At 65.8% G+C, this 18,887-nt stretch carries 17 protein-coding genes and 1 other RNA gene; 6 read left to right on the top strand and 12 right to left on the bottom strand.

Features of this window, described 5'->3' with window-relative positions; genetic code table 11:
• Positions 1–2: 2 nt before the first annotated feature.
• From QZ409_RS03170 to rnpB, 6 genes are all read right to left on the bottom strand, one after another.
• Positions 3–1,448, bottom strand: a complete 1,446-nt coding sequence (locus QZ409_RS03170) for a UDP-N-acetylmuramoylalanyl-D-glutamyl-2,6-diaminopimelate--D-alanyl-D-alanine ligase (protein ID WP_296707035.1) — start codon at positions 1,446–1,448, stop codon at positions 3–5.
• The gene (locus tag QZ409_RS03165; RefSeq protein ID WP_296707033.1) at positions 1,445–2,887 is read right to left on the bottom strand and encodes a UDP-N-acetylmuramoyl-L-alanyl-D-glutamate--2,6-diaminopimelate ligase; all 1,443 of its coding nucleotides are present in this window, start codon (positions 2,885–2,887) and stop codon (positions 1,445–1,447) included. Before QZ409_RS03165 ends, QZ409_RS03170 begins: the two co-directional genes overlap by 4 nt.
• A complete protein-coding gene (locus QZ409_RS03160) occupies positions 2,887–4,794 on the bottom strand; it encodes a penicillin-binding protein 2 (protein ID WP_296707031.1) in 1,908 nt (635 codons plus the stop codon). Before QZ409_RS03160 ends, QZ409_RS03165 begins: the two co-directional genes overlap by 1 nt.
• Positions 4,795–4,797: 3 nt before the next feature.
• Complete coding sequence (locus QZ409_RS03155; protein WP_296707029.1) at positions 4,798–5,256, bottom strand: hypothetical protein; 459 nt, start codon at positions 5,254–5,256, stop codon at positions 4,798–4,800.
• A gap of 1 nt (position 5,257) precedes the next feature.
• Positions 5,258–6,238 carry a 16S rRNA (cytosine(1402)-N(4))-methyltransferase RsmH gene (rsmH, locus tag QZ409_RS03150; RefSeq protein WP_296707026.1) on the bottom strand — a complete coding sequence of 327 codons (981 nt, stop codon included), beginning with the start codon at positions 6,236–6,238 and terminating at the stop codon, positions 5,258–5,260.
• 356 nt (positions 6,239–6,594) lie between these two features.
• Positions 6,595–6,985: RNase P RNA component class A (gene rnpB / locus QZ409_RS03145), an RNA gene on the bottom strand.
• Between the two features lie 246 nt (positions 6,986–7,231).
• Here rnpB and QZ409_RS03140 point away from each other — a divergent pair.
• Together QZ409_RS03140 and QZ409_RS03135 are read left to right on the top strand one after the other, a co-directional pair.
• Entirely contained in the window at positions 7,232–7,522 is a 291-nt protein-coding gene (locus QZ409_RS03140) for a hypothetical protein (RefSeq protein ID WP_296707024.1), read from the top strand.
• Positions 7,523–7,600: 78 nt separating this feature from the next.
• The gene (locus QZ409_RS03135; protein WP_296707021.1) at positions 7,601–8,353 is read left to right on the top strand and encodes an N-acetylmuramoyl-L-alanine amidase; all 753 of its coding nucleotides are present in this window, start codon (positions 7,601–7,603) and stop codon (positions 8,351–8,353) included.
• Here QZ409_RS03135 and QZ409_RS03130 read toward each other — a convergent pair.
• The 3 genes from QZ409_RS03130 to QZ409_RS03120 form a co-directional block, all read right to left on the bottom strand.
• Entirely contained in the window at positions 8,325–8,843 is a 519-nt protein-coding gene (locus QZ409_RS03130) for a DNA-deoxyinosine glycosylase (protein WP_296707018.1), read from the bottom strand. The two genes, QZ409_RS03135 and QZ409_RS03130, sit on opposite strands and share 29 nt — an antisense overlap.
• A gap of 103 nt (positions 8,844–8,946) precedes the next feature.
• On the bottom strand, positions 8,947–9,255 hold the full coding sequence (locus QZ409_RS03125) for a DUF2853 family protein (protein WP_296707015.1): 309 nt from the start codon (positions 9,253–9,255) through the stop codon (positions 8,947–8,949).
• 130 nt (positions 9,256–9,385) lie between these two features.
• Positions 9,386–10,291 carry an extensin family protein gene (locus QZ409_RS03120; RefSeq protein WP_296707012.1) on the bottom strand — a complete coding sequence of 302 codons (906 nt, stop codon included), beginning with the start codon at positions 10,289–10,291 and terminating at the stop codon, positions 9,386–9,388.
• A gap of 191 nt (positions 10,292–10,482) precedes the next feature.
• Between QZ409_RS03120 and QZ409_RS03115 the strand changes: the two genes are divergently transcribed.
• Positions 10,483–11,550 (top strand): HPP family protein, encoded by a 1,068-nt coding sequence (locus QZ409_RS03115; protein WP_296707010.1) that lies wholly within the window; start codon positions 10,483–10,485, stop codon positions 11,548–11,550.
• Positions 11,551–11,587: 37 nt separating this feature from the next.
• Here QZ409_RS03115 and metH read toward each other — a convergent pair whose 3' ends face one another.
• From metH to QZ409_RS03100, 3 genes are all read right to left on the bottom strand, one after another.
• Positions 11,588–15,307 (bottom strand): methionine synthase, encoded by a 3,720-nt coding sequence (gene metH, locus QZ409_RS03110; protein ID WP_296707007.1) that lies wholly within the window; start codon positions 15,305–15,307, stop codon positions 11,588–11,590.
• Positions 15,308–15,529: 222 nt separating this feature from the next.
• A complete protein-coding gene (metF, locus tag QZ409_RS03105) occupies positions 15,530–16,444 on the bottom strand; it encodes a methylenetetrahydrofolate reductase [NAD(P)H] (RefSeq protein WP_296707005.1) in 915 nt (304 codons plus the stop codon).
• 7 nt (positions 16,445–16,451) lie between these two features.
• A complete protein-coding gene (locus QZ409_RS03100; protein ID WP_296707003.1) occupies positions 16,452–17,450 on the bottom strand; it encodes a metalloregulator ArsR/SmtB family transcription factor in 999 nt (332 codons plus the stop codon).
• A 73-nt stretch (positions 17,451–17,523) separates the two neighbouring features.
• On the opposite strand from QZ409_RS03100, the gene mobA reads away from it, so the two are divergent.
• The 3 genes from mobA to QZ409_RS03085 are packed head-to-tail and all read left to right on the top strand — an operon-like array spanning position 17,524 to position 18,886.
• On the top strand, positions 17,524–18,165 hold the full coding sequence (mobA, locus tag QZ409_RS03095) for a molybdenum cofactor guanylyltransferase MobA (protein WP_296707001.1): 642 nt from the start codon (positions 17,524–17,526) through the stop codon (positions 18,163–18,165).
• On the top strand, positions 18,162–18,386 hold the full coding sequence (locus tag QZ409_RS03090; protein WP_296706999.1) for a sulfurtransferase TusA family protein: 225 nt from the start codon (positions 18,162–18,164) through the stop codon (positions 18,384–18,386). Before mobA ends, QZ409_RS03090 begins: the two co-directional genes overlap by 4 nt.
• The gene (locus QZ409_RS03085; protein WP_296706997.1) at positions 18,383–18,886 is read left to right on the top strand and encodes a DUF2478 domain-containing protein; all 504 of its coding nucleotides are present in this window, start codon (positions 18,383–18,385) and stop codon (positions 18,884–18,886) included. The genes QZ409_RS03090 and QZ409_RS03085 overlap by 4 nt, the downstream gene beginning before the upstream one ends.
• The last annotated feature ends 1 nt before the right edge of the window (position 18,887 follow it).

The raw sequence follows: 18,887 nt of genomic DNA, 5'->3' as shown, positions 1-18,887 counted from the left end.
TTTCAGTCCTCGATCTTCTGCAGTTCAGGCGCGGCGAAGCGCGCCTTGAGGCCGGCGGCGAGCGCGTGCAATTTCGAGCCGTTGGAGGCCTTGACCATCACGACGTCACCGGGACGCAGGGCCTCGGCCACCTGAGGCTCCAGCGCGGCGCCGCTTTCAGCCCAGGCGCCGCGCTTCTCGGACGGAAGCGCGTCGAAAAGATGACGGGAGAGCGGTCCGGCGGCGAAGGTCAGGTCGACCTCATTGCGCAGAAGATCGTCCTTCAGCGCCTCGTGAAGCTCCGGCCCGCCCGGCCCCAGCTCCAGCATGTCGCCGAGCACGGCGATGCGGCGGCCCTCGCCCGAGGGCTTCGCGGAGCCAAGAAGGTCGATCGCCGCGCGCATGGAAGCCGGATTGGCGTTGTAGCTTTCGTCGATCAACACGAAACCGCTTGAAGCGTCGTCGCGGTCGAGCTGAAGCGTCTCGCGCGCACCGCGTCCCTGCGCTGGCGCGACATCCGCCAGCGAGGCCGCGATGGCGGCGAAATCGAGCCCGACGGCGCGGGCGGCGAGCAGCACGGCAAGCGCATTGATCGCCATGTGGCGGCCCGGCGCGCCGAGCCGGAAATTCACGTCCTGGCCCAGCACCCGCGCCGATACGCGCGAAAAAGTCTCTTCCGCGTCGAATTGCGCGAGATGCGCGTCCGCCGCGCTATCCGCGCCGAAGGTCAGGACATAGGCGGCGGGCGAGGCCCTGGCCGCTTCTTCCAGAATGGGGAAGGTTTCGATGTCGCGATTGACGATGGCGACGCCGCCCTTGACGAGGCCGGGAAAAATTTCCGCCTTGGCCTGTGCAATGGCCTCGACATTGGCGAAATGCTCAAGATGGACCGGCGCGACATTCGTCACGACGGCGACATGGGGGCGCACCATATCGACCAGGGCCGTGATCTCGCCGGGATGATTCATGCCAATCTCGAAAACGGCGTAGCGCGCGCTTTCCGGCAAGCGGGCGAGCATCAGCGGCACGCCCCAATGATTATTGTAGGACTTGTCCGAGGCGTGGGTCGGCCCGGCGTCCGAAAGCACTTTGCGCAGGGCCTCCTTGGTCGAGGTCTTGCCGACCGAGCCGGTGACCGCGATGATCCGCGCCTTGCTGCGCTTGCGCGCGGCTCGGCCCAGACCTTCCATCGCCTTCAGTACGTCATGGACGATATAAAGCGTCCCAAGATGTTTCAGCGCGTCGGAATGGGCCTCGTCCACCACGGCGGCCGCCGCGCCGCGCGCGAAGGCCGCGCCGACATAATCATGGCCGTCGCTATTATCGCCCTTGATGGCGAAGAACAGATCGCCCGGCTGTAAGGTGCGGGTGTCGATGGAAATGCCGCCGACGCCATCGGGCGGCAAGCCGAGGACGCGGGCGCGCAAGGGGGCGACGAGGCCAAGTCCGCTCCACAGATAATCGCTCATGCCGGCAGCTCCCTGAGCGCGGCGCGCGCCTCGTCATGATCGGAGAACGGCAGCACTGTCTTGCCAACCAGTTGACCGGTCTCGTGGCCCTTGCCGGCGATGAGCAGCAGATCGCCCTCGCCCAGCATTTTCACGCCGGCGCGGATGGCTTCGGCGCGGTCTCCGATCTCGATGGCGCCGGGCGCGGCCGAAAGGATCTGGGCGCGGATCGACGCCGGATCCTCGCTGCGCGGATTGTCGTCGGTGACGAGGACGATATCGGCGCATCGCGTCGCGATTTCGCCCATGATCGGGCGCTTGCCCGCGTCGCGGTCCCCGCCGCAGCCGAACACCACGATCAGGCGGCCCTTGGCGAAAGGCCGCAAGGCGGCGAGCGCCTTTTCCAGCGCGTCGGGTTTGTGTGCGTAATCGACGAAGACCGGCGCGCCTTTTCTATCGCCGACGCGCTCCAGCCGTCCCGGCGCGCCGCGTAAGGTTTCGAGCGCCGCGAAGACCTTTTCGGACGGCGCGCCACCGGCCAAGGCGAGGCCCGCCGCGACCAGGGCGTTTTCCGCCTGAAACAGGCCGGCGAGCGGCAGGTTCACGGCAATGTCCCGGCCCTCGAATTCCAGATCGAGCCGCAACGAAAAGCCTTCCGCGCGGGTGTCCTTCAGCCGCAGGGCTTCGCCGCGCGCGCCGACGGTGAACAGCTTGAGGCCACGGGCGCGGCAAGCTTCAATGACGCGGGCGGAAAAATCGCCATCGGCCGCGATCACCGCCGTCTGCCCCGGCTGGAGAAGGTCGTTGAACAGCCGCAGCTTGGCGGAGAGGTAATCGTCGAGATCGGAATGATAATCGAGGTGGTCGCGCGAGAGATTGGTAAAGCCCGCTGCGGTGAGCCGCACGCCATCGAGCCGGCGCTGGTCAAGGCCATGCGAGGAGGCCTCCATGGCGAGATGGGTCACGCCCTCGCCCGCCAGAGCGTCGAGCGTCTTGTGCAAGGTCACCGGGTCCGGCGTCGTCAGCGAGCCATAGACGGCGCCCGAAGGCTTGACCACGCCAATGGTGCCAAGCGATGCGGCGGCCAGGCCGCAAGATGCGAAAATCTGCCGGGTGAAATCCGCGACCGAGGTTTTCCCCGACGTGCCGGTGACGGCGACGATCTTCTCCGGCTGGCGCGGATAAAGCGCGGCGGCGGCGAGCGACAGGCTTTTGCGCACGTCGCGCACCTGCACGAAAGGCGCGCCCGACAGTTCGCCTTGCGGCGTCGTCTCGCCGACGATGGCGACGGCGCCGGCGGCGAGAGCCTGCGGCGCGAACCGCATGCCGTCGGCCTTGGCCCCGGCAATGGCGAAAAACAGCGCGCCCGGCGCGACCGCGCGGCTGTCGGCGGTCACGCCGGCGACTTCCAGCGCGGCGAGCGCCGGGGACGCTTCGGGCACAAGCGAGTCGAGCCGCATCAATGTTCTCCGGCGCCGGGCTTGGCCGGCGTATTGGCGAAGCCATAGCCGAGCTTCGCCAGCAGTGGGAACGGCAGGGTCGGCAGGTCGAGGCGCGGCTCCAGCCCGAGCAGCGGAATGACGCGCTCGATGAGGCGCCCGGTGACATAGCCCGAATTATAGGCCGCCGTGGCGTAATGGCCGTCCTGCGCGAGACCCTGCGGTTCGTCCATCACTGTCATCAGAAGATAGCGCGGCTTGTCGGCCGGCACGATGGCCATGAAGGTCGTGAACAGCTTGGTCTTGCTGTAATGACCGGCGATGACCTTCTCCGCCGTGCCAGTCTTGCCGCCCACGAAATAGCCCGGAACATTGGCCTTGCGCGCGGAGCCGTCCTCGGCGTTGAGGCGCATGATGTAGCGCAGCGATTCCGAGGTTTCCGGCTTGATGACGCGCGGCATGCTTTCCTTGTCAAATTCGGCCGGGCGCTTCAGGAAGGTGGGCGTGATCATGTAGCCGCCATTGACCAGTGCGCCCACGGCCATCATCGCCTGCAAAGGCGAAACCGCGAGGCCATGGCCGAAGGCGATGGTCATGGTCGAGACTTCGCTCCAGTTGCGCGGCACGATCGGCTCTGCGCTTTCCGGCAATTCGGTTCGCACCCGGTCCATCTGGCCCATCTTGCGCAAAAACGCCTTGTGGCCGGTCACGCCGACCATCAGCGCCATGCGGGCCGTGCCGATATTGGAGGAAAACTTGAACACTTCCGGCACGGTCAGGAAACGGTTCTGCGCGTGGTAGTCATGGATCGCGCCCCGGCCCCAGTAGAGGGCGCCGCGCGCGTCGATGCGGGAGTTGAGATTGACCTTGCCGGAATCCAGCGCCATCGCGGTGGTCAGCGCCTTGAAGGTCGAGCCCATTTCATAGACGCCGACCGCAAGGCGGTTGATGTTGTTGGGCTTGAGCGCATCGGTCGGATTGTTCGGATCGTAATCGGGCAGCGACGCCTCGGCGATGACTTCGCCAGTGTTCACGTCAAGGATCGCGGCGGCGGCGGCCTTGGCCTGGAAACGCTCCATGCCGTGGACCAGCTCGTCGCGCAGCGCATGCGTGGCGCGCATGTCCAGCGACAGCGCGATCGGCTTCAGATTTTCCGGCGCGAGGTTGAAGCCCGCGTCATGCAGGTCGGACAGCCCCTGCCCGTCGATATATTTCTCGACGCCCGCGATCCCATTATTGTCGGAATTGGTGAAGCCGAGCACATGGGCGCCAAGCGGGCCGTTGGGATAGACGCGCTTGTTCTCGGGCACGAAGCCCACGCCCGGCAAGCCGAGCCGGAAAATTTCCTGCTGCTGCCGCGGCGTCACGCCGCGCTTGATCCAGATGAAGCCCTTGCGCGAGCCGAGCTTGGCGCGCAATTCGCTGGCGTTGACGTCCGGAAGGACCGCCGTGATCAACTCGGTAGCCTCGTCCTTGTCGATAATGTTGCGCGGCTCCGCGAAGACCGACATGACCTTGATGTCGGTCGCCAGCACTTCGCCATTGCGGTCGACCAGTTCGGGCCGCGCGGCGGAGATCGCCTCCGAGGCCTCGCGCCGGATCGAATGCTGCTCGGGCTTGGCGCCGAAATAGGCGAGACGGCCGACAAACACGAGAAAAAGCGCGCCAAAGGCGACGGCCGTGATGCGGATCCGGCTGCTGCTCTTCGACGGATGAGTCGAGAAGATATCGCGCAGCGTCTTTTTCAATTCGAACGGGCGGCGCTGCTTTTTTGGCGCAGGCGCAGGCGCGGGAGGGAGTGCGGGCGCGGGCGGCGGCGGGATCTCAGCCGCCGACGGCTGCGCACATTCGGGCGCCATTTGCTCCACCGCCGGCATTTCAGGGGCCGGTTCGGGATCGGGATAGATCTGCGCGGAAGCGGCTTTCATGGCTCACCTTCCCGGCTTGGCGCCGGCGACGGCCGCCGGTTTGGCCGCGCCGGGCTTGGTCGCGGACGATTTGGTCTCAGCCGGTTTGGCGGAGGGGGTCGCGGAGGGCGCGGCGGCGCCGGGCGTATTGGTCGGCTCGGAGAGGCCGAGATCCTGAAGTTTCGCGCCGATCTCGTCGCCCCGCGACGCCTTGTCCGGGAGGCTGGCGAGCGTGGCGATCTGCGACAATTGCATCACCTGGCCGCCGAGATATTGATCGGCCAGGACCTCGACGCGCACGGGATTGGCGACCTGCGCCCATTCGGCGCGGACCGTGGCGAGGGAATTGGTCTCCACCACCAGCCTGCGTTTCAACTCGGCCATTTTCTCGGCCTGGTAGAGCGTCGCATATTTGATCGAATAGGCGTAAACGGCCGATCCGACCAGCACGATGATCGCGAGGACGTTGAGGATGCGCAACATGTCAGCGGCCCTCCTTGTGCGGCGTGGGCGGCGCGTCCGTGCGCTCGGCCCAGCGTAATTTCGCCGAGCGGGCGCGCGGGTTGCGCGCGCATTCGGCGTGAGATGGGGCGACCGGCTGCGAAGCTTTCAGGGCGAAAGTCGGCGTGGGCGGCGGCGTCTCGCCGGGCAGCAGGCGCGACGCGGCGCGGCCGCGCCCGGAGCGCGATGCGAAGAATTGTTTGGCGATCCGGTCTTCGAGCGAATGGAACGTGACCACGGCGAGACGGCCGCCCGGGCGGAGCAGCCGTTCAGCGGCTTCAAGCGCGCGGGTCAGTTCGTCCAGCTCCTCATTGACCGCGATGCGCAGCGCCTGGAAGGAGCGGGTCGCCGGATGGATCTCTTGCGGCTTGCCCGGATTGGCGCGGGCGATGATCTGCGCCAGCGCCGCCGTGGTCGTAATCGGCCCCTTGGCGCGCTCTGCCACGATGGCGCGGGCGATCCGGCGCGAAGCGCGCTCCTCGCCATAAAGATAGAGCAGATTGGCCAGCGGCTCCGCCTCCAGCTCGTTGACGAGATCCGCAGCGCTGCGGCCCGCCTTTTCCATGCGCATGTCGAGCGGGCCGTCGAAACGGAAGGAAAAGCCGCGCTCCGGCTGGTCGAGCTGCATCGAGGAGACGCCGATATCGAGCACGATTCCGTCAAATGGACCCAAGCCGTGCTCGCGCGCCGCCGTCTCCATCCGGGAGAAGCGGGTCTGGGCCAGAACCAGCCGCCCGCCGCTCTCGGCGACCAGCGGCGCGCCGGCCGCGATCGCGCTGGGGTCGCGGTCGAGCGCCAGAACCTGTCCGCCCTGCGCCAGAATGAGTCGTGTGTAGCCGCCGGCGCCAAAGGTGCCGTCGAGATAGAGCCCGCCGGGGGCGACGGCGAGCGCAGCGAGCGCCTCTTCCGCCATCACGGGCAGGTGGGGCGAATCAGCCTTCTGGTCCGCCTGTCTTCCAGTCATATGCAGCCTCGCGCAAACAGGGTGGCCGCTGGCGCGGAAGAGATAAGGGTCAAAATCTCGGCCTGGCTGACGTTTTTTCCGCGCAATCGGCGCGTTTCGACGCGCGCCGCCAGTCGCGCCCACGCGACGCACAAGCCTCCGGACTCCGCCGAAGGGCGCCGGCGAAGCGCCGCTTGGGGTGTGATTTCGGCTAACATGCGACATGTGGGGCGTCAACGCGGAAGCAATGGCTTCGGGAAAATGCATTGCCGTCCATTAAAGCATCGTTAGCGTTAAGAACTTGTTGACGCAGGGGTCATCGCCGCGCGGCAAACACCGCCACTCGGGCAAAAATTACCCGTCAAAAATCAAGAGAAAGAGCCAGTCGGCCTGTAAGCCGGGTTCTGTATGGCGCCTTGCGGCGCGCGATGGCCATTCATCTGGGACGGCCGTTGCCGGCCGCCTCGTGCAACCAACCCGGACGACGCCCCGGAGAGGGTGGACGCGGCCTTGGCCCCGCCCTGTCGTCCCTATTCGGTTTTGCTCCCGGCGGGGCTTGCCATGCCGCTGACGTTGCCGCCCGCGCGGTGCGCTCTTACCGCACCCTTTCACCCTTACCTCCGAAAGGGAATGTCCCTTGGCGGAGGCGGTATACTTTCTGTGGCGCTTTCCCTGGGGTCGCCCCCGCCGGACGTTATCCGGCGCCGTTTCTCCGTGGAGCCCGGACTTTCCTCTATCCCGAAGGACAGCGGCCATCCAGCCGACTGACCGCCCTCGCTTAGCAGCAGGCGGCCGCGCGTCAAGACTTTTCGACAATCCCTACGGCCAGACACGGCCCGGACAGGCTTCGGGGGATAGAGTATTTTTGCCCTTGAACGGCCAAGCCGACCTGATATTGGTGCTTCGCGCCTGTTCCGTACGACGTTGGCGCTGGAAAGCCGTGCGCCATATCGGCCCGCAGTCTGAGAATTAGGGTCCGGAAGCCAGCGCTCCGGGCGGATCGGAGGATTTTCGATGAAGAAAACAATATTGGCGACGATCGCATTCGCGAGCTGCCTTGGCCTCTCCGGCTGCTATACGCCCCAGGACCGGGCGGTCGGCGGCGCCGCCCTTGGCGGCGCAACCGGCGCGGCCATTGGCGGACTTGCTTCGGGCACCGCCGGCGGCGCGGTCGCCGGCGGCATCTTGGGCGCCGCCGCGGGCGGCATCATCGGCGCGAACACTGCGCCGCCTCCGCCGCGCCGCCGCTGCGCCGAATTCGAGGTCGATCCCTACGGCGGCCGTCATTGCGTGGCGTGGTATTAATCCCACCCGAGCAATTTGCCTTCAAGGCGGCCCGTGCGGGCCGCCTTTTCGATTCCGACGCCCCTGATTCAGAGCCTCATGAGTCCCGACAGCCCGCTTGTCACCCATTGCGAGCCCTCCCCCAATCACGGCGAGCGACTGCGCGGACCCGCCGACGCGCTCATTCTGCATTATACCGGGATGGCGACCGGCGAAGCCGCCCTTGGCCTGCTGTGCAGCCCGGAGGCGCAGGTTTCCTGCCATTATCTGGTCTGGGAAGATGGGCGCATCTGGCAGCTCGCGGCGGAATCGCGCCGCGCCTGGCATGCGGGCAAGAGCTTCTGGGCCGGCGAGACGGACCTGAATTCGCGCTCGATCGGCATCGAGATCGTCCATCCCGGCCATGACGGCGGCGCGCCGCCCTATCCTGAGGCGCAGATCGCCGCCGTCATCGCCTTGTGCCGGGACATTTCGGGGCGGCTGAAGATCAGGCCCGAGCGCATTCTCGCCCATTCCGACATCGCGCCCGCGCGCAAGAAGGACCCCGGCGAGTTTTTTCCGTGGTCACGGCTGCATGAGGCGGGCGTCGGCCATTGGGTCGCGCCGACGCCGATCCGGCCCGGCCCGGTCTATGAGCCGGGCGCGATGGGCCCGCCCGTCGGCGCATTGCAGACGATGCTCGCCGCCTATGGCTATGAAACCCCCGCGAGCGGGATTTACGACGAAGCCACGCGCGCCGCCGTCGCCGCGTTCCAGCGCCATTTCCGACCCGAACGCGTCGATGGCGTCGCCGATCTATCCACGGTGATGACATTGCGCGCGCTCATCGAGCGCCTGCCGCCGTCGGCATAAGCGCGCAGCGCCAATGCTCCAGCTTTTGCGCGAAACGCATCGATGCATGGGCGGGGCTGGTCGATGGCAAAATCTTGCGGGGAATTTTTCTCGCTTCGGCGGTCAGATCGGGGATGACAAAACGCTCGAACAGCTTGCCGGCTGTCTGGCCATTGAAGCAGATCAGGCCGATATGCGGGTGCGCCTGGAAGTAGCGCCCGAAATCATTAGGCTCCAGCTCCCGGATATTGGCGTCGAGACTGCCCTCCCTGTGAGCGGAAGCGCAAACGTCCCAAAGGGCCAGCCCGGCGCTTTTGATCGTTTCGAGTCTTTGCTGATAGGGCAGATCGGGGCCAGCCCCAATCAGTTCGCCCAATATGCGCCAGAACGCATTCTGGCTCTTCGCGTAATATTCCTGCCGGCGCAGGGATTCCGCGCCGGGAAGCGTACCCAAAATGAGAACGCGCGCGTCAGGCCGCGAAATTGGCGCGAAACCCGTGCAATTCGTCATGCCCTCCACCGTTCTGCATCAGCGCGTCGCCCGTCGTCGGATTGCGCCGACGGACGACCGCATTGGGACGGATAGATGCGGCGCGACTCCAGGCGGAAATCGCTCAAACTGCGTCGAGCTTGCCCAGCGCTTCGGCGACCAGATAGTAGAACGCGGCGCGCGACTTGTGATTATTGCCCTTCATTTTCTCCACGACCGTCTTGATCGCGGCGTCGATGGCGGCGTCATCCGTCACCCCGAGCTTCTTCTTGGCCCAGTTGTTATGCACCGTTTTCAATTCGTCCGGGTCCGACGAAGCGACCAGCGCCGAATCGGGATTGCGCAAAGCGATGCTCAAATATTTCAAAAGGGCATCCACCTTGGCCTGATCGGCGTCCGGCGCATATTTTTTTACTTCGGCAGCGTGGTCCATTTATTTTCCTCCCGCACGGGCCCCAATGACCTCGACGCCATCCGGTCCAACGGCGCCGCCTTAGCAAACCGCAGCCGCGCGGGGCGCGCAAGCGCCTTTTTAGACGCGGACGCGGCGCCCACAGCCGGATTCAGCGCAGATCCCATTGGCAGATCTTGCCGCCGTTGCGGCGCGGTTCGAGATCGACGTGAATATGGCTTTCGTGGGCAGCGTCGGCGCCCGGACCCAACACCGTCGCAAAGCGGGCGCAGGCCGAGTCGCGCAGGCTTGTCGCCGCCGTCAGGTCATTGGACCGGCTGGCCAGCGTGACGACATGGCCATCGGCGAAAACAATCGCCGTGATGTCCATGGCGTTGCCGCGCGCATGTTCGGAAAGATGTCCGCCCGGCGCGCGATTGCGCGCGCGGCACTCATAGCCGCCGACGCCGGAGATGCTAGCGACGCGGCTCTTCCCGTCTTCCATGGCGGGGATCACATCCTGCGCGATCCAGCGCGCCGCTTCCGCCGCGACGTCGCAGCGCAGGACAGGATGCGGCTCGATATCGACGCGGCGCTTGTCGGGCAGGATCACCGCCTCCAGCGAAACCGGCGCCGCGATGCCGCAGCCATTCTCGTCCGGGATGGGCGCGACCCGGGTGGCGGCGACTGTCCCGCCGGCCAGCAGCGCGTCGCAGGTCGCGAGCTCTTCCGGCCGCTCGTTCAGCGGCGGCGACACGGCGATGGGCAGCGCAGGCGTTTCAGCTGGCGGCGTCTCGGCTTTCGGCGGCGGCATGTCTTGTTTGGGCGGCGTCACATCTTGTTTCGGGGGCGGAAGGTCTTGCGGGCGCGACGGCGGAAACGCCGGAGCCGGAGACGCCTCGGGAGATGGCGGCTGCAATTCGGCCGGTCGCTGCGGCGGCAAGGGCGTCTCGACTGCTGGCGACGGCAAATCGTCCGGACGGGGTGGCGGCGCTGGACTCTCCGCCGTCGCGGAAGCCGCAAGCATCAGCGCGAAGGCGGAGGCGGTCCAGACGCGCCGAATGACACTTGCGCGCATATTTCCTCCCGTCGGAGCCGAGGCCTTCGCTCCGCGCCCTCAAGAAGACAATGCCCGCGGCGCAGATCGGTTTCAGACCACGCTGCGAATTGTGAACTTAGCGAGGCGGACTTGTCGGCATCCGTCAGTATGCCTATAAAATAAGCATCCCGACTCATGATCCGTTCGATCAGCAAGCCGCCGAGGAAAATATGGCGCAAGGCAAACGCCAATGGGCGCCGGCGCTCGCGGGCGCTACGGCGCTTGATAGGGTCTTCGCCGGTTTGGGCGCGCTGCTCGGGATTGGGCTCACCGGTTACATTTCCAGCCGGGCGTTTCCAGAAGCCGGCATGACGCCGTTGATCGTCGCGCCGATAGGCGCCTCGTCGGTGCTATTGTTCGCGGTGCCGTCCAGTCCATTGGCGCAACCCTGGTCGATTATTGGCGGCAATGTCCTTTCGGGGTTGGTCGGAATCGCCGTCGGCCAATCCGTCGGCGATCCGATTTTGGCGACCGGCGCCGCGGTCGGCCTCGCTATCGTGGTGATGTCGCTGACCCGCTGCCTGCATCCGCCTGGCGGCGCCGTGGCCCTGATGACCGTGATGGCGACGCATGGGAGCCATGGCGCGAACTTTCTCTATGCTTTCAATCCGGTCGGCGCCAACTCGCTCATTCTCGTCGTCCTCGGCTGGATTTTCCATCGATTCACCCGGCATTCCTATCCGCATGTCGCTGCGGCGGCGCCAGGCCATTTGCACGGGACCCAGGACCAGCCGCCCCAGACGCGCGGCGGCGTTCGCGCCGAAGACGTCGATGCGGTTCTGGCGGAATTGCACGAAGCCTTCGACATCGACCGCGATGATCTTGAACGACTGGTGCAGCAGGTGGAATTGCGCGTCTTCCACCGCATCACGGGTCCGCTGTCCTGTGGCGACATCATGTCGAAGGATGTGATCAGCGTCGAACTCGACGCGACGACCGACGAGGCGCGCAAACTCATGCGGGAGCGGCGCCTGCGCCGGCTGCCGGTGATCGATCGGTTCGGCGTGCTGGCGGGGATGGTGACGGCGAGCGACCTGATCGGCGACGACGCCTTTGTCTCCGCCGTCGCCAAGCCGGCGCTGGTCGCCAAGGCGGACCGCCCCGCGTTGAATTTTGTCGCGCAACTGACTGACGGCAGGGCGCATGAAGTCGTGGTGGTGGACGACAGGCGTCACGTGATCGGCCTGCTCACGCAGACCGATCTGCTCGTCGCCCTGGCGCGACAGGAAGCCGATTGACGACGCATGACAGAAGGCGCTTGTCGAGCGACAGCCCTCACGCGCCCGTGGGCGTGTAGTTCAACACCGGCGACAGCCAGCGTTCGATCTCCCCAACGCTCATGTTCTTGCGCGCGGCGTAATCTTCGACCTGATCGCGCTCGACCTTGGCGACGCCGAAATAATGCGCCAGCGGATGGGCGAAATAGAGCCCGCTGACCGATGAGCCCGGCAGCATGGCGAAGCTCTCGGTCAGCGAAACGCCGATGCGGCGCGACGCGGCGAGCAGATCGAAAATGGTCTGCTTCTCGGTATGGTCGGGCTGGGCCGGATAGCCCGGCGCCGGGCGGATGCCGCGATAATCTTCCGCGATCCGCGATTCAGGGCTCAAGGCCTCGTCCGGCGCATAGGCCCAGAACTCCTTGCGCACGCGCTCATGCAAATATTCGGCGAAGGCTTCGGCGATGCGGTCGGCCAGCGCCTTGACCATGATCGAGCCGTAGTCGTCATTGGCGCGGGCGAGCTTGTCGGAGATTTTGCCCTCCTCCGGCCCGGCTGTCACAACGAAGGCGCCGACATAATCCGCCTTGCCGCTGTCATGCGGCGCGACGAAATCGGACAAGGCGGTATTGGACTTGCCGTCGTGGCGCGCGAGCTGCTGGCGCAAAGTGTGCAGCGTCGCCAGCTTCTCCTGCCGCGACTCGCCGGTGTAAAGCGCGATGTCGTCGCCGATGGCGTTGGCCGGCCAGAAACCCAGCACCGCCTTCGGATTGAACCAGCGTTCGTCAACAATGCGCTTGAGCATTTTCTGCGCGTCTTCGAACAACTGCCGCGCGACCTCGCCCTGCTTCTCGTCTTCGAGAATTTTTGGGAAACGGCCCTTCAATTCCCAGGTCTGGAAAAAGGGCGTCCAGTCGATATAGGGGATCAGCTCCGCCACATCGAGCGAGGAGAGGATGCGAATGCCGGTGAAGCTCGGCTTGGGCGGCGCGTAGGCTTCCCAGTCGATCTTGAACGCGTTGGCGCGCGCGCGGGACAAAGGCACGCGGCGCTTCTCGCTTTCGGCCTTGGCGTGGGCTTCGGCGACGCGCTGGTATTCGGCGCGCAAATCCTGCTTGTATTTGTCCTTGTCCGCCCCGAGCACCGATTGCGCCACGCCGACTGCGCGGCTGGCGTCCGTGACATAGACCGCCTGGCCCTTCACATAATTGGGCGCGATCTTCACCGCCGTATGGACGCGGCTGGTGGTAGCGCCACCGATCAGCAGCGGAACGTCAAAACCCTCGCGCTGCATTTCGGAGGCGAGAAAAGCCATCTCGTCGAGCGAAGGCGTGATGAGGCCGGAGAGGCCGATGATATCGACCTTCTGTTTCTTCGCCTCGTCGAGAATGCGCTGCGCCGGGACCATCACGCCGAGATCGACGATCTCGAAATTATTGCAGGCGAGCACGACGCCGACGATATTCTTGCCAATGTCGTGAACGTCGCCCTTGACCGTGGCGAGCAGGATCTTTCCGGCGTTCTTGCGCTCGTCGCCCTCGGCCTTGCCGGCCTCGATAAAAGGCAGCAGATAGGCGACCGCCGCCTTCATCACGCGCGCCGATTTCACCACCTGCGGCAGGAACATTTTGCCTGCGCCGAACAGGTCGCCGACCTTGTTCATGCCGGCCATCAGCGGGCCTTCGATGACGTCGAGCGCGCGCGTCGAACGGCTGCGCGCCTCCTCGACGTCAGCGTCGATGAAATCCGTCACGCCATTGACGAGCGCATATTCGAGCCGCGCCTCGACGCTCGCCTCGCGCCAGGCCGCGTCCTTCTCGCGAATCTCTCCCGCCTTGCCGCGATATTGCTCGGCGAGCGTCAGCAGGCGCTCCGTGGCGTCGGGGCGCCGGTCGAGCACCACATCCTCGCAGGCCTCGCGCAATTCCGGGTCGATCTTCTCATAGACCGCGAGCTGGCCGGCATTGACGATGCCCATGTCCATGCCGACGGCAATGGCGTGATAGAGGAACACGCTGTGCATCGCCTCGCGCACCGGCTCATTGCCGCGGAACGAGAAGGAGAGATTGCTCACGCCGCCGGAGACATGGGCGTGCGGCAGTTTTTCGCGAATTTCGCGCGCGGCCTCGATGAAATCGACGCCGTAATGATTGTGCTCCTCGATGCCGGTGGCGACGGCGAAGACATTGGGATCGAAGATGATGTCCTCGGGCGGGAAGCCGACCTTCTCGGTCAGGATCTTGTAAGCCCGCGTGCAGATTTCGATCTTGCGTTGAAAAGTGTCTGCCTGCCCTTTTTCATCGAAGGCCATGATCACCGCCGCCGCGCCGTGGCGGCGCACGATCCTGGCCTGTTCGATGAATTTTTCCTCGCCTTCCTTCATCGAGATCGAATTCACCGCAGCCTTGCCTTGCAGGCATTTCAGGCCAGCTTCGATCACCTCGAATTTCGAGGAATCGACCATCACTGGAACGCGCGCGATATCCGGCTCGGCGGCGACGAGATTGAGGAACTCGACCATGACCTTCTGCGAATCCAGCAGGCCTTCGTCCATATTGACGTCGATGATCTGCGCGCCATTGGCGACCTGATCGCGCGCAATGTCGAGCGCGGCGGCGTAATCGCCGGCCTGAATGAGTTTGCGGAATTTCGCCGAGCCGGTGACATTGGCGCGCTCGCCGATATTCACGAAATTGAGGTCCGGCGTCAGCGTGAAGGGCTCAAGGCCGGAAAGCCGCAGCAGCGGCTCGATGACCGGGACCGCGCGGGGTGTCACGCCCGAAACTCTCTTCGCAATGGCGTGAATATGCGCCGGCGTGGTGCCGCAGCAGCCGCCAACGACATTGACCAGCCCGCTGTCCGCGAATTCGCCGACGAGTTCGGCCATGGCCTCCGGGCTCTCGTCATAGAGGCCGAATTCATTGGGCAGGCCGGCGTTGGGATATGCGCAGACGAAAGTGTCCGCGATACGCGACAGCTCGGCGATATGGGCGCGCATTTCACGCGCGCCGAGCGCGCAATTGAGGCCGATGGAAAAGGGTTTGGCGTGACGCAGGGAATGCCAAAATGCGGCCGGGGTCTGACCCGAGAGCGTGCGGCCGGAAAGGTCGGTGATGGTGCCGGAGATCATAACCGGCAGCATGACGCCCGTCTCCTCGAAGGCCTCGTCGATGCCGAACAGAGCCGCCTTGGCGTTGAGCGTGTCGAAGATGGTTTCGAGCAGAAGAATATCGGCGCCGCCCTCGATCAGCCCGCTCGCCGCTTCCTTGTAAGCCACCCGCAGCTCGTCGAAGGTCACGGCGCGAAAGCCCGGATTGGACACGTCCGGCGAGATCGAGGCGGTGCGGTTGGTGGGCCCCAGCGCGCCCGCGACGAAGCGCGTCTTGCCGTCGCGCTTCTCGGCCTCGATCGCCGCCTCGACCGCCAGCCGCGCGCCTTCGACATTCAGCTCGCGCGCCAGGGATTCCATGCCGTAATCGGCCTGGGCGATGGTGGTGCAGGAGAAGGTGTTGGTCTCGACAATATCCGCGCCCGCCTGAAAATAGGCGAGATGGATGGCGCGGATGGCGTCGGGCTGGGTCAGGATCAGCAGATCATTATTGCCGCGCAGGTCGCGGGGCCAGTCAGCGAAACGGTCGCCGCGAAAATCGGCTTCGGAAAATTTGCGCTGCTGGATCATCGTGCCCATGGCGCCGTCGAGCACGAGAATTTTTTCGCGCGCCGCTTCCGTCAAGGCTTGAAGCGCCGTCTTGCCGCCGAAGCGATTTTTCGTGGTCATCTGTCCATCCTCTTGAATACCGACGCAAGTTTCCGGCGCGCTTTTCCTTCTCCCCTTGCGGGAGAAGGTGGATCGTCGCCATAAGGCGGCGAGACGGATGAGAGGTCCGTTCCTTGCTGCTGACGCCCCCTCATCCGGTCCTTCGGACCACCTTCTCCCGCCATAGTCCGTCCGCAAGGACGGCCGTCCGGACGAACGGCCTGGGGGGAGAAGGGGTCGCAGCTAGATCGTCGCTACTGTCTCCGCTTTCGCCGGCGCCGCGCGCACGCCGAGCAAATGACAAACCGCATAGACGAGGTCGGCGCGGTTCATCGTATAGAAATGGAACTGCTCGACGCCGCGGTCCAGCAGGTCGAACACCTGTTCCGCCGCCACCGCCGCCGCGATCAGGCGGCGGGTCGGCAAATCATTGTCGAGCCCCTCGAAGCGCTCGCCCAGCCAGTCCGGCACGCTCGCCCCCGCGCGCTTGGCGAAATTGGCCGTCTGCTTGAAATTCTGCACCGCCGTCACGCCCGGCACGATCGGAATCGTGATCCCCGCCGCGCGCACGCGGTCAAGGAAGCGGAAATAGAGGTCATTGTCGAAGAAGAATTGCGTGATCGCGCGGGTCGCGCCGGCGTCAATCTTGCGCTTCAGCACGTCGATGTCCTGCTCGAAGCTCGCGCTCTCGGGATGTTTTTCCGGATAGGCCGAGACCGAGATTTCGAAATCCCCGATGGCCCGCAGGCCAGCCACGAGATCGGTCGAATGGGCGTAGCCGCCGGGCGTGGACGCATAGTCGCCGCCGAGCCCGCCCTGCGGGTCGCCGCGCAGGGCGACGATATGGCGCACGCCCACGTCCCAATAGGCGCGGGCGACCTCGTCCACTTCCGCCCGCGTCGCGCCGACGCAGGTGAGATGGGCCGCCGGTTTGATGTCGGTTTCGCGCAGGATCCGCGCGACGGTGGAATGGGTGCGCTCGCGGGTGGAGCCGCCGGCGCCATAGGTCACGGAGACGAATTTTGGACCGAGCGGCGCGAGGCGCGAGATCGCCTCCCACAGGGCCGTCTCCATTTCCGGCGACTTCGGCGGGAAGAATTCGAACGACACGTCGATCGGCCGGTGATTGCGGCGGCTGAGCCTCTGCTCCTGCATCATGAAACTCTCACTGGTCGGCTTGATGAATCGCTTGGCGCGGATCGCGCGCCAGCCAGAGGGAAACGGTGAGCTTGTCGTCGCCGGCGGAATCGCCCGGCGCGAGGTCGCGATGCGACAAGGGCTCCAGCCCCGCCTGGCGCAAATGATCCGCGACCTCTTCCGCCGCGAAACCCAAACGACGGTGCTGGTGTTTTTCGCGCAGCATCTCGCAGTGATGCGGCGCGAAATCGACCACGATCAGCCGTCCGCCCGGCGCCAGAGCGCGGGCGGCCTCGCGCAGCGCGCGGGCGGGATTGTCGAGATAGTGCAGGACCTGATGCACGACGGCGAGATCGACGGACCCCGGCTCCACGGGCAGCGCGTAAATGTCGCCCTGCCGCAATTGCACATTGCGCAACCCGGCCTGTTCGACGCGCGCCCGCGCCACGCCGAGCATTGCGGCGGACAGATCGACGCCGAGCGCGCTCTCGGCCTGCGGCGCCAGCAGCTCCAGCATGCGCCCCGCCCCGCAGCCGATGTCGAGCAGCCGCCGCCAGCGCGGGGCGCCTTCCAGAGCCGCCGCAAGAATCGCGGCCTCGACCTCGGCTTCGGGCGCGTGCAGGCGGCGGGTCTCGTCCCAGACCGGCGCGTGCTCGGCGAAATATTTCTGCGCCTGCGCGGCGCGGGCCGCGCGTACTTCGGCCAGACGCGCGCGATCCGCCGCAAGCACCTTGTCATTGAGGTCCAGCCGCGCCAGAATCGCCCGCGCCAGCGCGGCGGAAGCGCCCTTTTCCGGCGCAAGGAAGAAAGCCCAGGCGCCCTCGCGGCGCCGCTCGACGAGGCCAGCCTCCAGCAGGAGTTTGAGGTGCCGCGACACGCGCGGCTGCGATTGGCCCAAAATCGTCACCAATTCGCTGACCGCAAGCTCGGCTTCCGCTAAAAGCACATAGAGGCGCAGGCGCGATTCCTCGCCGATGGCGGCGAGGCTGGCCAAAGCGTCGTGCAGGGTTGCGGGCTGATCGGTCATTTATGGTCCAGAAGGATATAAACATATCTTTATACGTCATCGAGGCCCAAAGCAACCTCACGAAACCGAAGCTATGACAGAGCCACACGGAAAACTTCTCGCCCTGATCCTCGCCGGAGGCCTCGGCCGCCGCATGGAGGGCCGCGCCAAGCCGCTGCTGCCGCTGGGCGGCCGGCGGCTGATCGACCGCGTCGCCGATGTCGCGCGGGCGCAATGCGGCGCGGTCGCGCTCAATCTCCATGAGCCCGACGCCGAAACCCTCGCGCCTTTCGTGGATTTGAACCTCCCCATCGCGCCGGACGCCGCGCCCGGACGGCTCGGTCCGCTCGCGGGCGTTCTCGGCGGCCTCGATTTCGCCGCCGCTCATGCGCCGGGCGTCGAATTCCTGCTCACCCTGCCCTGCGACTGCCCCTTCCTCCCGGACGATCTCGCCTCCCGGCTGCTCGAAGCCGCGTGGAAAAAAACGCGTTCCGGCCTTGCCTGCGCGGCCTCCGGCGGGCGCGTCCATCCGGTGGTCGCGCTTTGGCCGCTCAGCTTGCGCGACGATTTGCGCCGCGCCTTGCTCGAAAAAGACATGCGCGGCGTGGGCCAGTTCCAGCGCGATTATGATATGACGGTCGTCGAATGGCCGGCGACCGGGCGCGATCCCTTCTTTAACGTGAACACGCCGGAAGATCTCGCCCGCGCCGAGGAGATGTTGAGGCAAGCCCCTTGAAGACGCTCGATTTGCGGGGATTGAAATGCCCCCTGCCCGTTCTGAAGACGCGCCGCTATCTCACCGCCCTTGCCCCTGGCGAAACGGTCGAGGTCGCCTGCACCGATCCTTTGAGCGCGATCGACCTGCCCAATCTGCTGCGCGAAACCGGCGACCTTCTCGAAAGCCAGATCAAGGCGGACGGCGCGCTGGTCTTCGTCATTCGGAAGGCCGGCGCATGAGCACGCGCGCCGCGCTGGCGGCCATGATCTACCGCGAAGGCGAATCGGTGGATCCGCTTTTCGCCTCCTTGCGCGAGATCGTCGCCGCGCAGGGCTTTCGCGTCGGCGGATTGCTTCAGGAGCCGTGCGGGGATTCGATCTTCGTGACGGAACTTGGCAGCGGCCAGCGCATCAATATCACGCAGGATCTCGGCGCCTGCGCGGAAGGCTGCCGGCTCGACACCGCCGCGCTCGCCGAGGCCGCCGGACTGTTGGCGCAAAGCCTCGCCTCGCCGCCCGACCTGCTGCTGCTCGCCCGTTTTGGGCGCGTCGAAATCGAGGGCGGCGGCCTGATCGCGGAAATCGGCGAGGCGGCGAGCCTCGGCGTTCCCACCCTGATCGGCGTCGGCGCCATGCGTGAGCCGGGCTGGCGCGCTTTCGCGGGCGATCTTGGCGAAACCCTGTCCTGCACGCTGGACGCCGCGCTCGAATGGTGGGCCGCCGTCGCGCCTAAAGCCTGAA

This window comes from Rhodoblastus sp. (genome assembly GCF_019449565.1).
Lineage (GTDB): Bacteria > Pseudomonadota > Alphaproteobacteria > Rhizobiales > Beijerinckiaceae > Rhodoblastus.
The sequence above is the reverse complement of the archived record's forward strand: the minus strand, read 5'-3'. Positions and strand labels throughout refer to the sequence as shown.

What these genes read in the sequence shown, in the direction of transcription:
- mobA (WP_296707001.1), top strand. Translation starts at nt 17,524, where the DNA reads ATGACAGAGCCACACGGAAAACTTCTCGCCCTGATCCTCGCCGGAGGC.
- QZ409_RS03115 (WP_296707010.1), top strand. Translation starts at nt 10,483, where the DNA reads ATGGCGCAAGGCAAACGCCAATGGGCGCCGGCGCTCGCGGGCGCTACG.
- QZ409_RS03135 (WP_296707021.1), top strand. Translation starts at nt 7,601, where the DNA reads ATGAGTCCCGACAGCCCGCTTGTCACCCATTGCGAGCCCTCCCCCAAT.
- QZ409_RS03165 (WP_296707033.1), bottom strand. Translation starts at nt 2,887, where the DNA reads ATGCGGCTCGACTCGCTTGTGCCCGAAGCGTCCCCGGCGCTCGCCGCG.
- QZ409_RS03160 (WP_296707031.1), bottom strand. Translation starts at nt 4,794, where the DNA reads ATGAAAGCCGCTTCCGCGCAGATCTATCCCGATCCCGAACCGGCCCCT.
- rsmH (WP_296707026.1), bottom strand. Translation starts at nt 6,238, where the DNA reads ATGACTGGAAGACAGGCGGACCAGAAGGCTGATTCGCCCCACCTGCCC.
- QZ409_RS03125 (WP_296707015.1), bottom strand. Translation starts at nt 9,255, where the DNA reads ATGGACCACGCTGCCGAAGTAAAAAAATATGCGCCGGACGCCGATCAG.
- QZ409_RS03155 (WP_296707029.1), bottom strand. Translation starts at nt 5,256, where the DNA reads ATGTTGCGCATCCTCAACGTCCTCGCGATCATCGTGCTGGTCGGATCG.
- QZ409_RS03170 (WP_296707035.1), bottom strand. Translation starts at nt 1,448, where the DNA reads ATGAGCGATTATCTGTGGAGCGGACTTGGCCTCGTCGCCCCCTTGCGC.
- QZ409_RS03130 (WP_296707018.1), bottom strand. Translation starts at nt 8,843, where the DNA reads ATGACGAATTGCACGGGTTTCGCGCCAATTTCGCGGCCTGACGCGCGC.
- metH (WP_296707007.1), bottom strand. Translation starts at nt 15,307, where the DNA reads ATGACCACGAAAAATCGCTTCGGCGGCAAGACGGCGCTTCAAGCCTTG.
- QZ409_RS03085 (WP_296706997.1), top strand. Translation starts at nt 18,383, where the DNA reads ATGAGCACGCGCGCCGCGCTGGCGGCCATGATCTACCGCGAAGGCGAA.
- QZ409_RS03120 (WP_296707012.1), bottom strand. Translation starts at nt 10,291, where the DNA reads ATGCGCGCAAGTGTCATTCGGCGCGTCTGGACCGCCTCCGCCTTCGCG.
- QZ409_RS03140 (WP_296707024.1), top strand. Translation starts at nt 7,232, where the DNA reads ATGAAGAAAACAATATTGGCGACGATCGCATTCGCGAGCTGCCTTGGC.
- QZ409_RS03100 (WP_296707003.1), bottom strand. Translation starts at nt 17,450, where the DNA reads ATGACCGATCAGCCCGCAACCCTGCACGACGCTTTGGCCAGCCTCGCC.
- metF (WP_296707005.1), bottom strand. Translation starts at nt 16,444, where the DNA reads ATGATGCAGGAGCAGAGGCTCAGCCGCCGCAATCACCGGCCGATCGAC.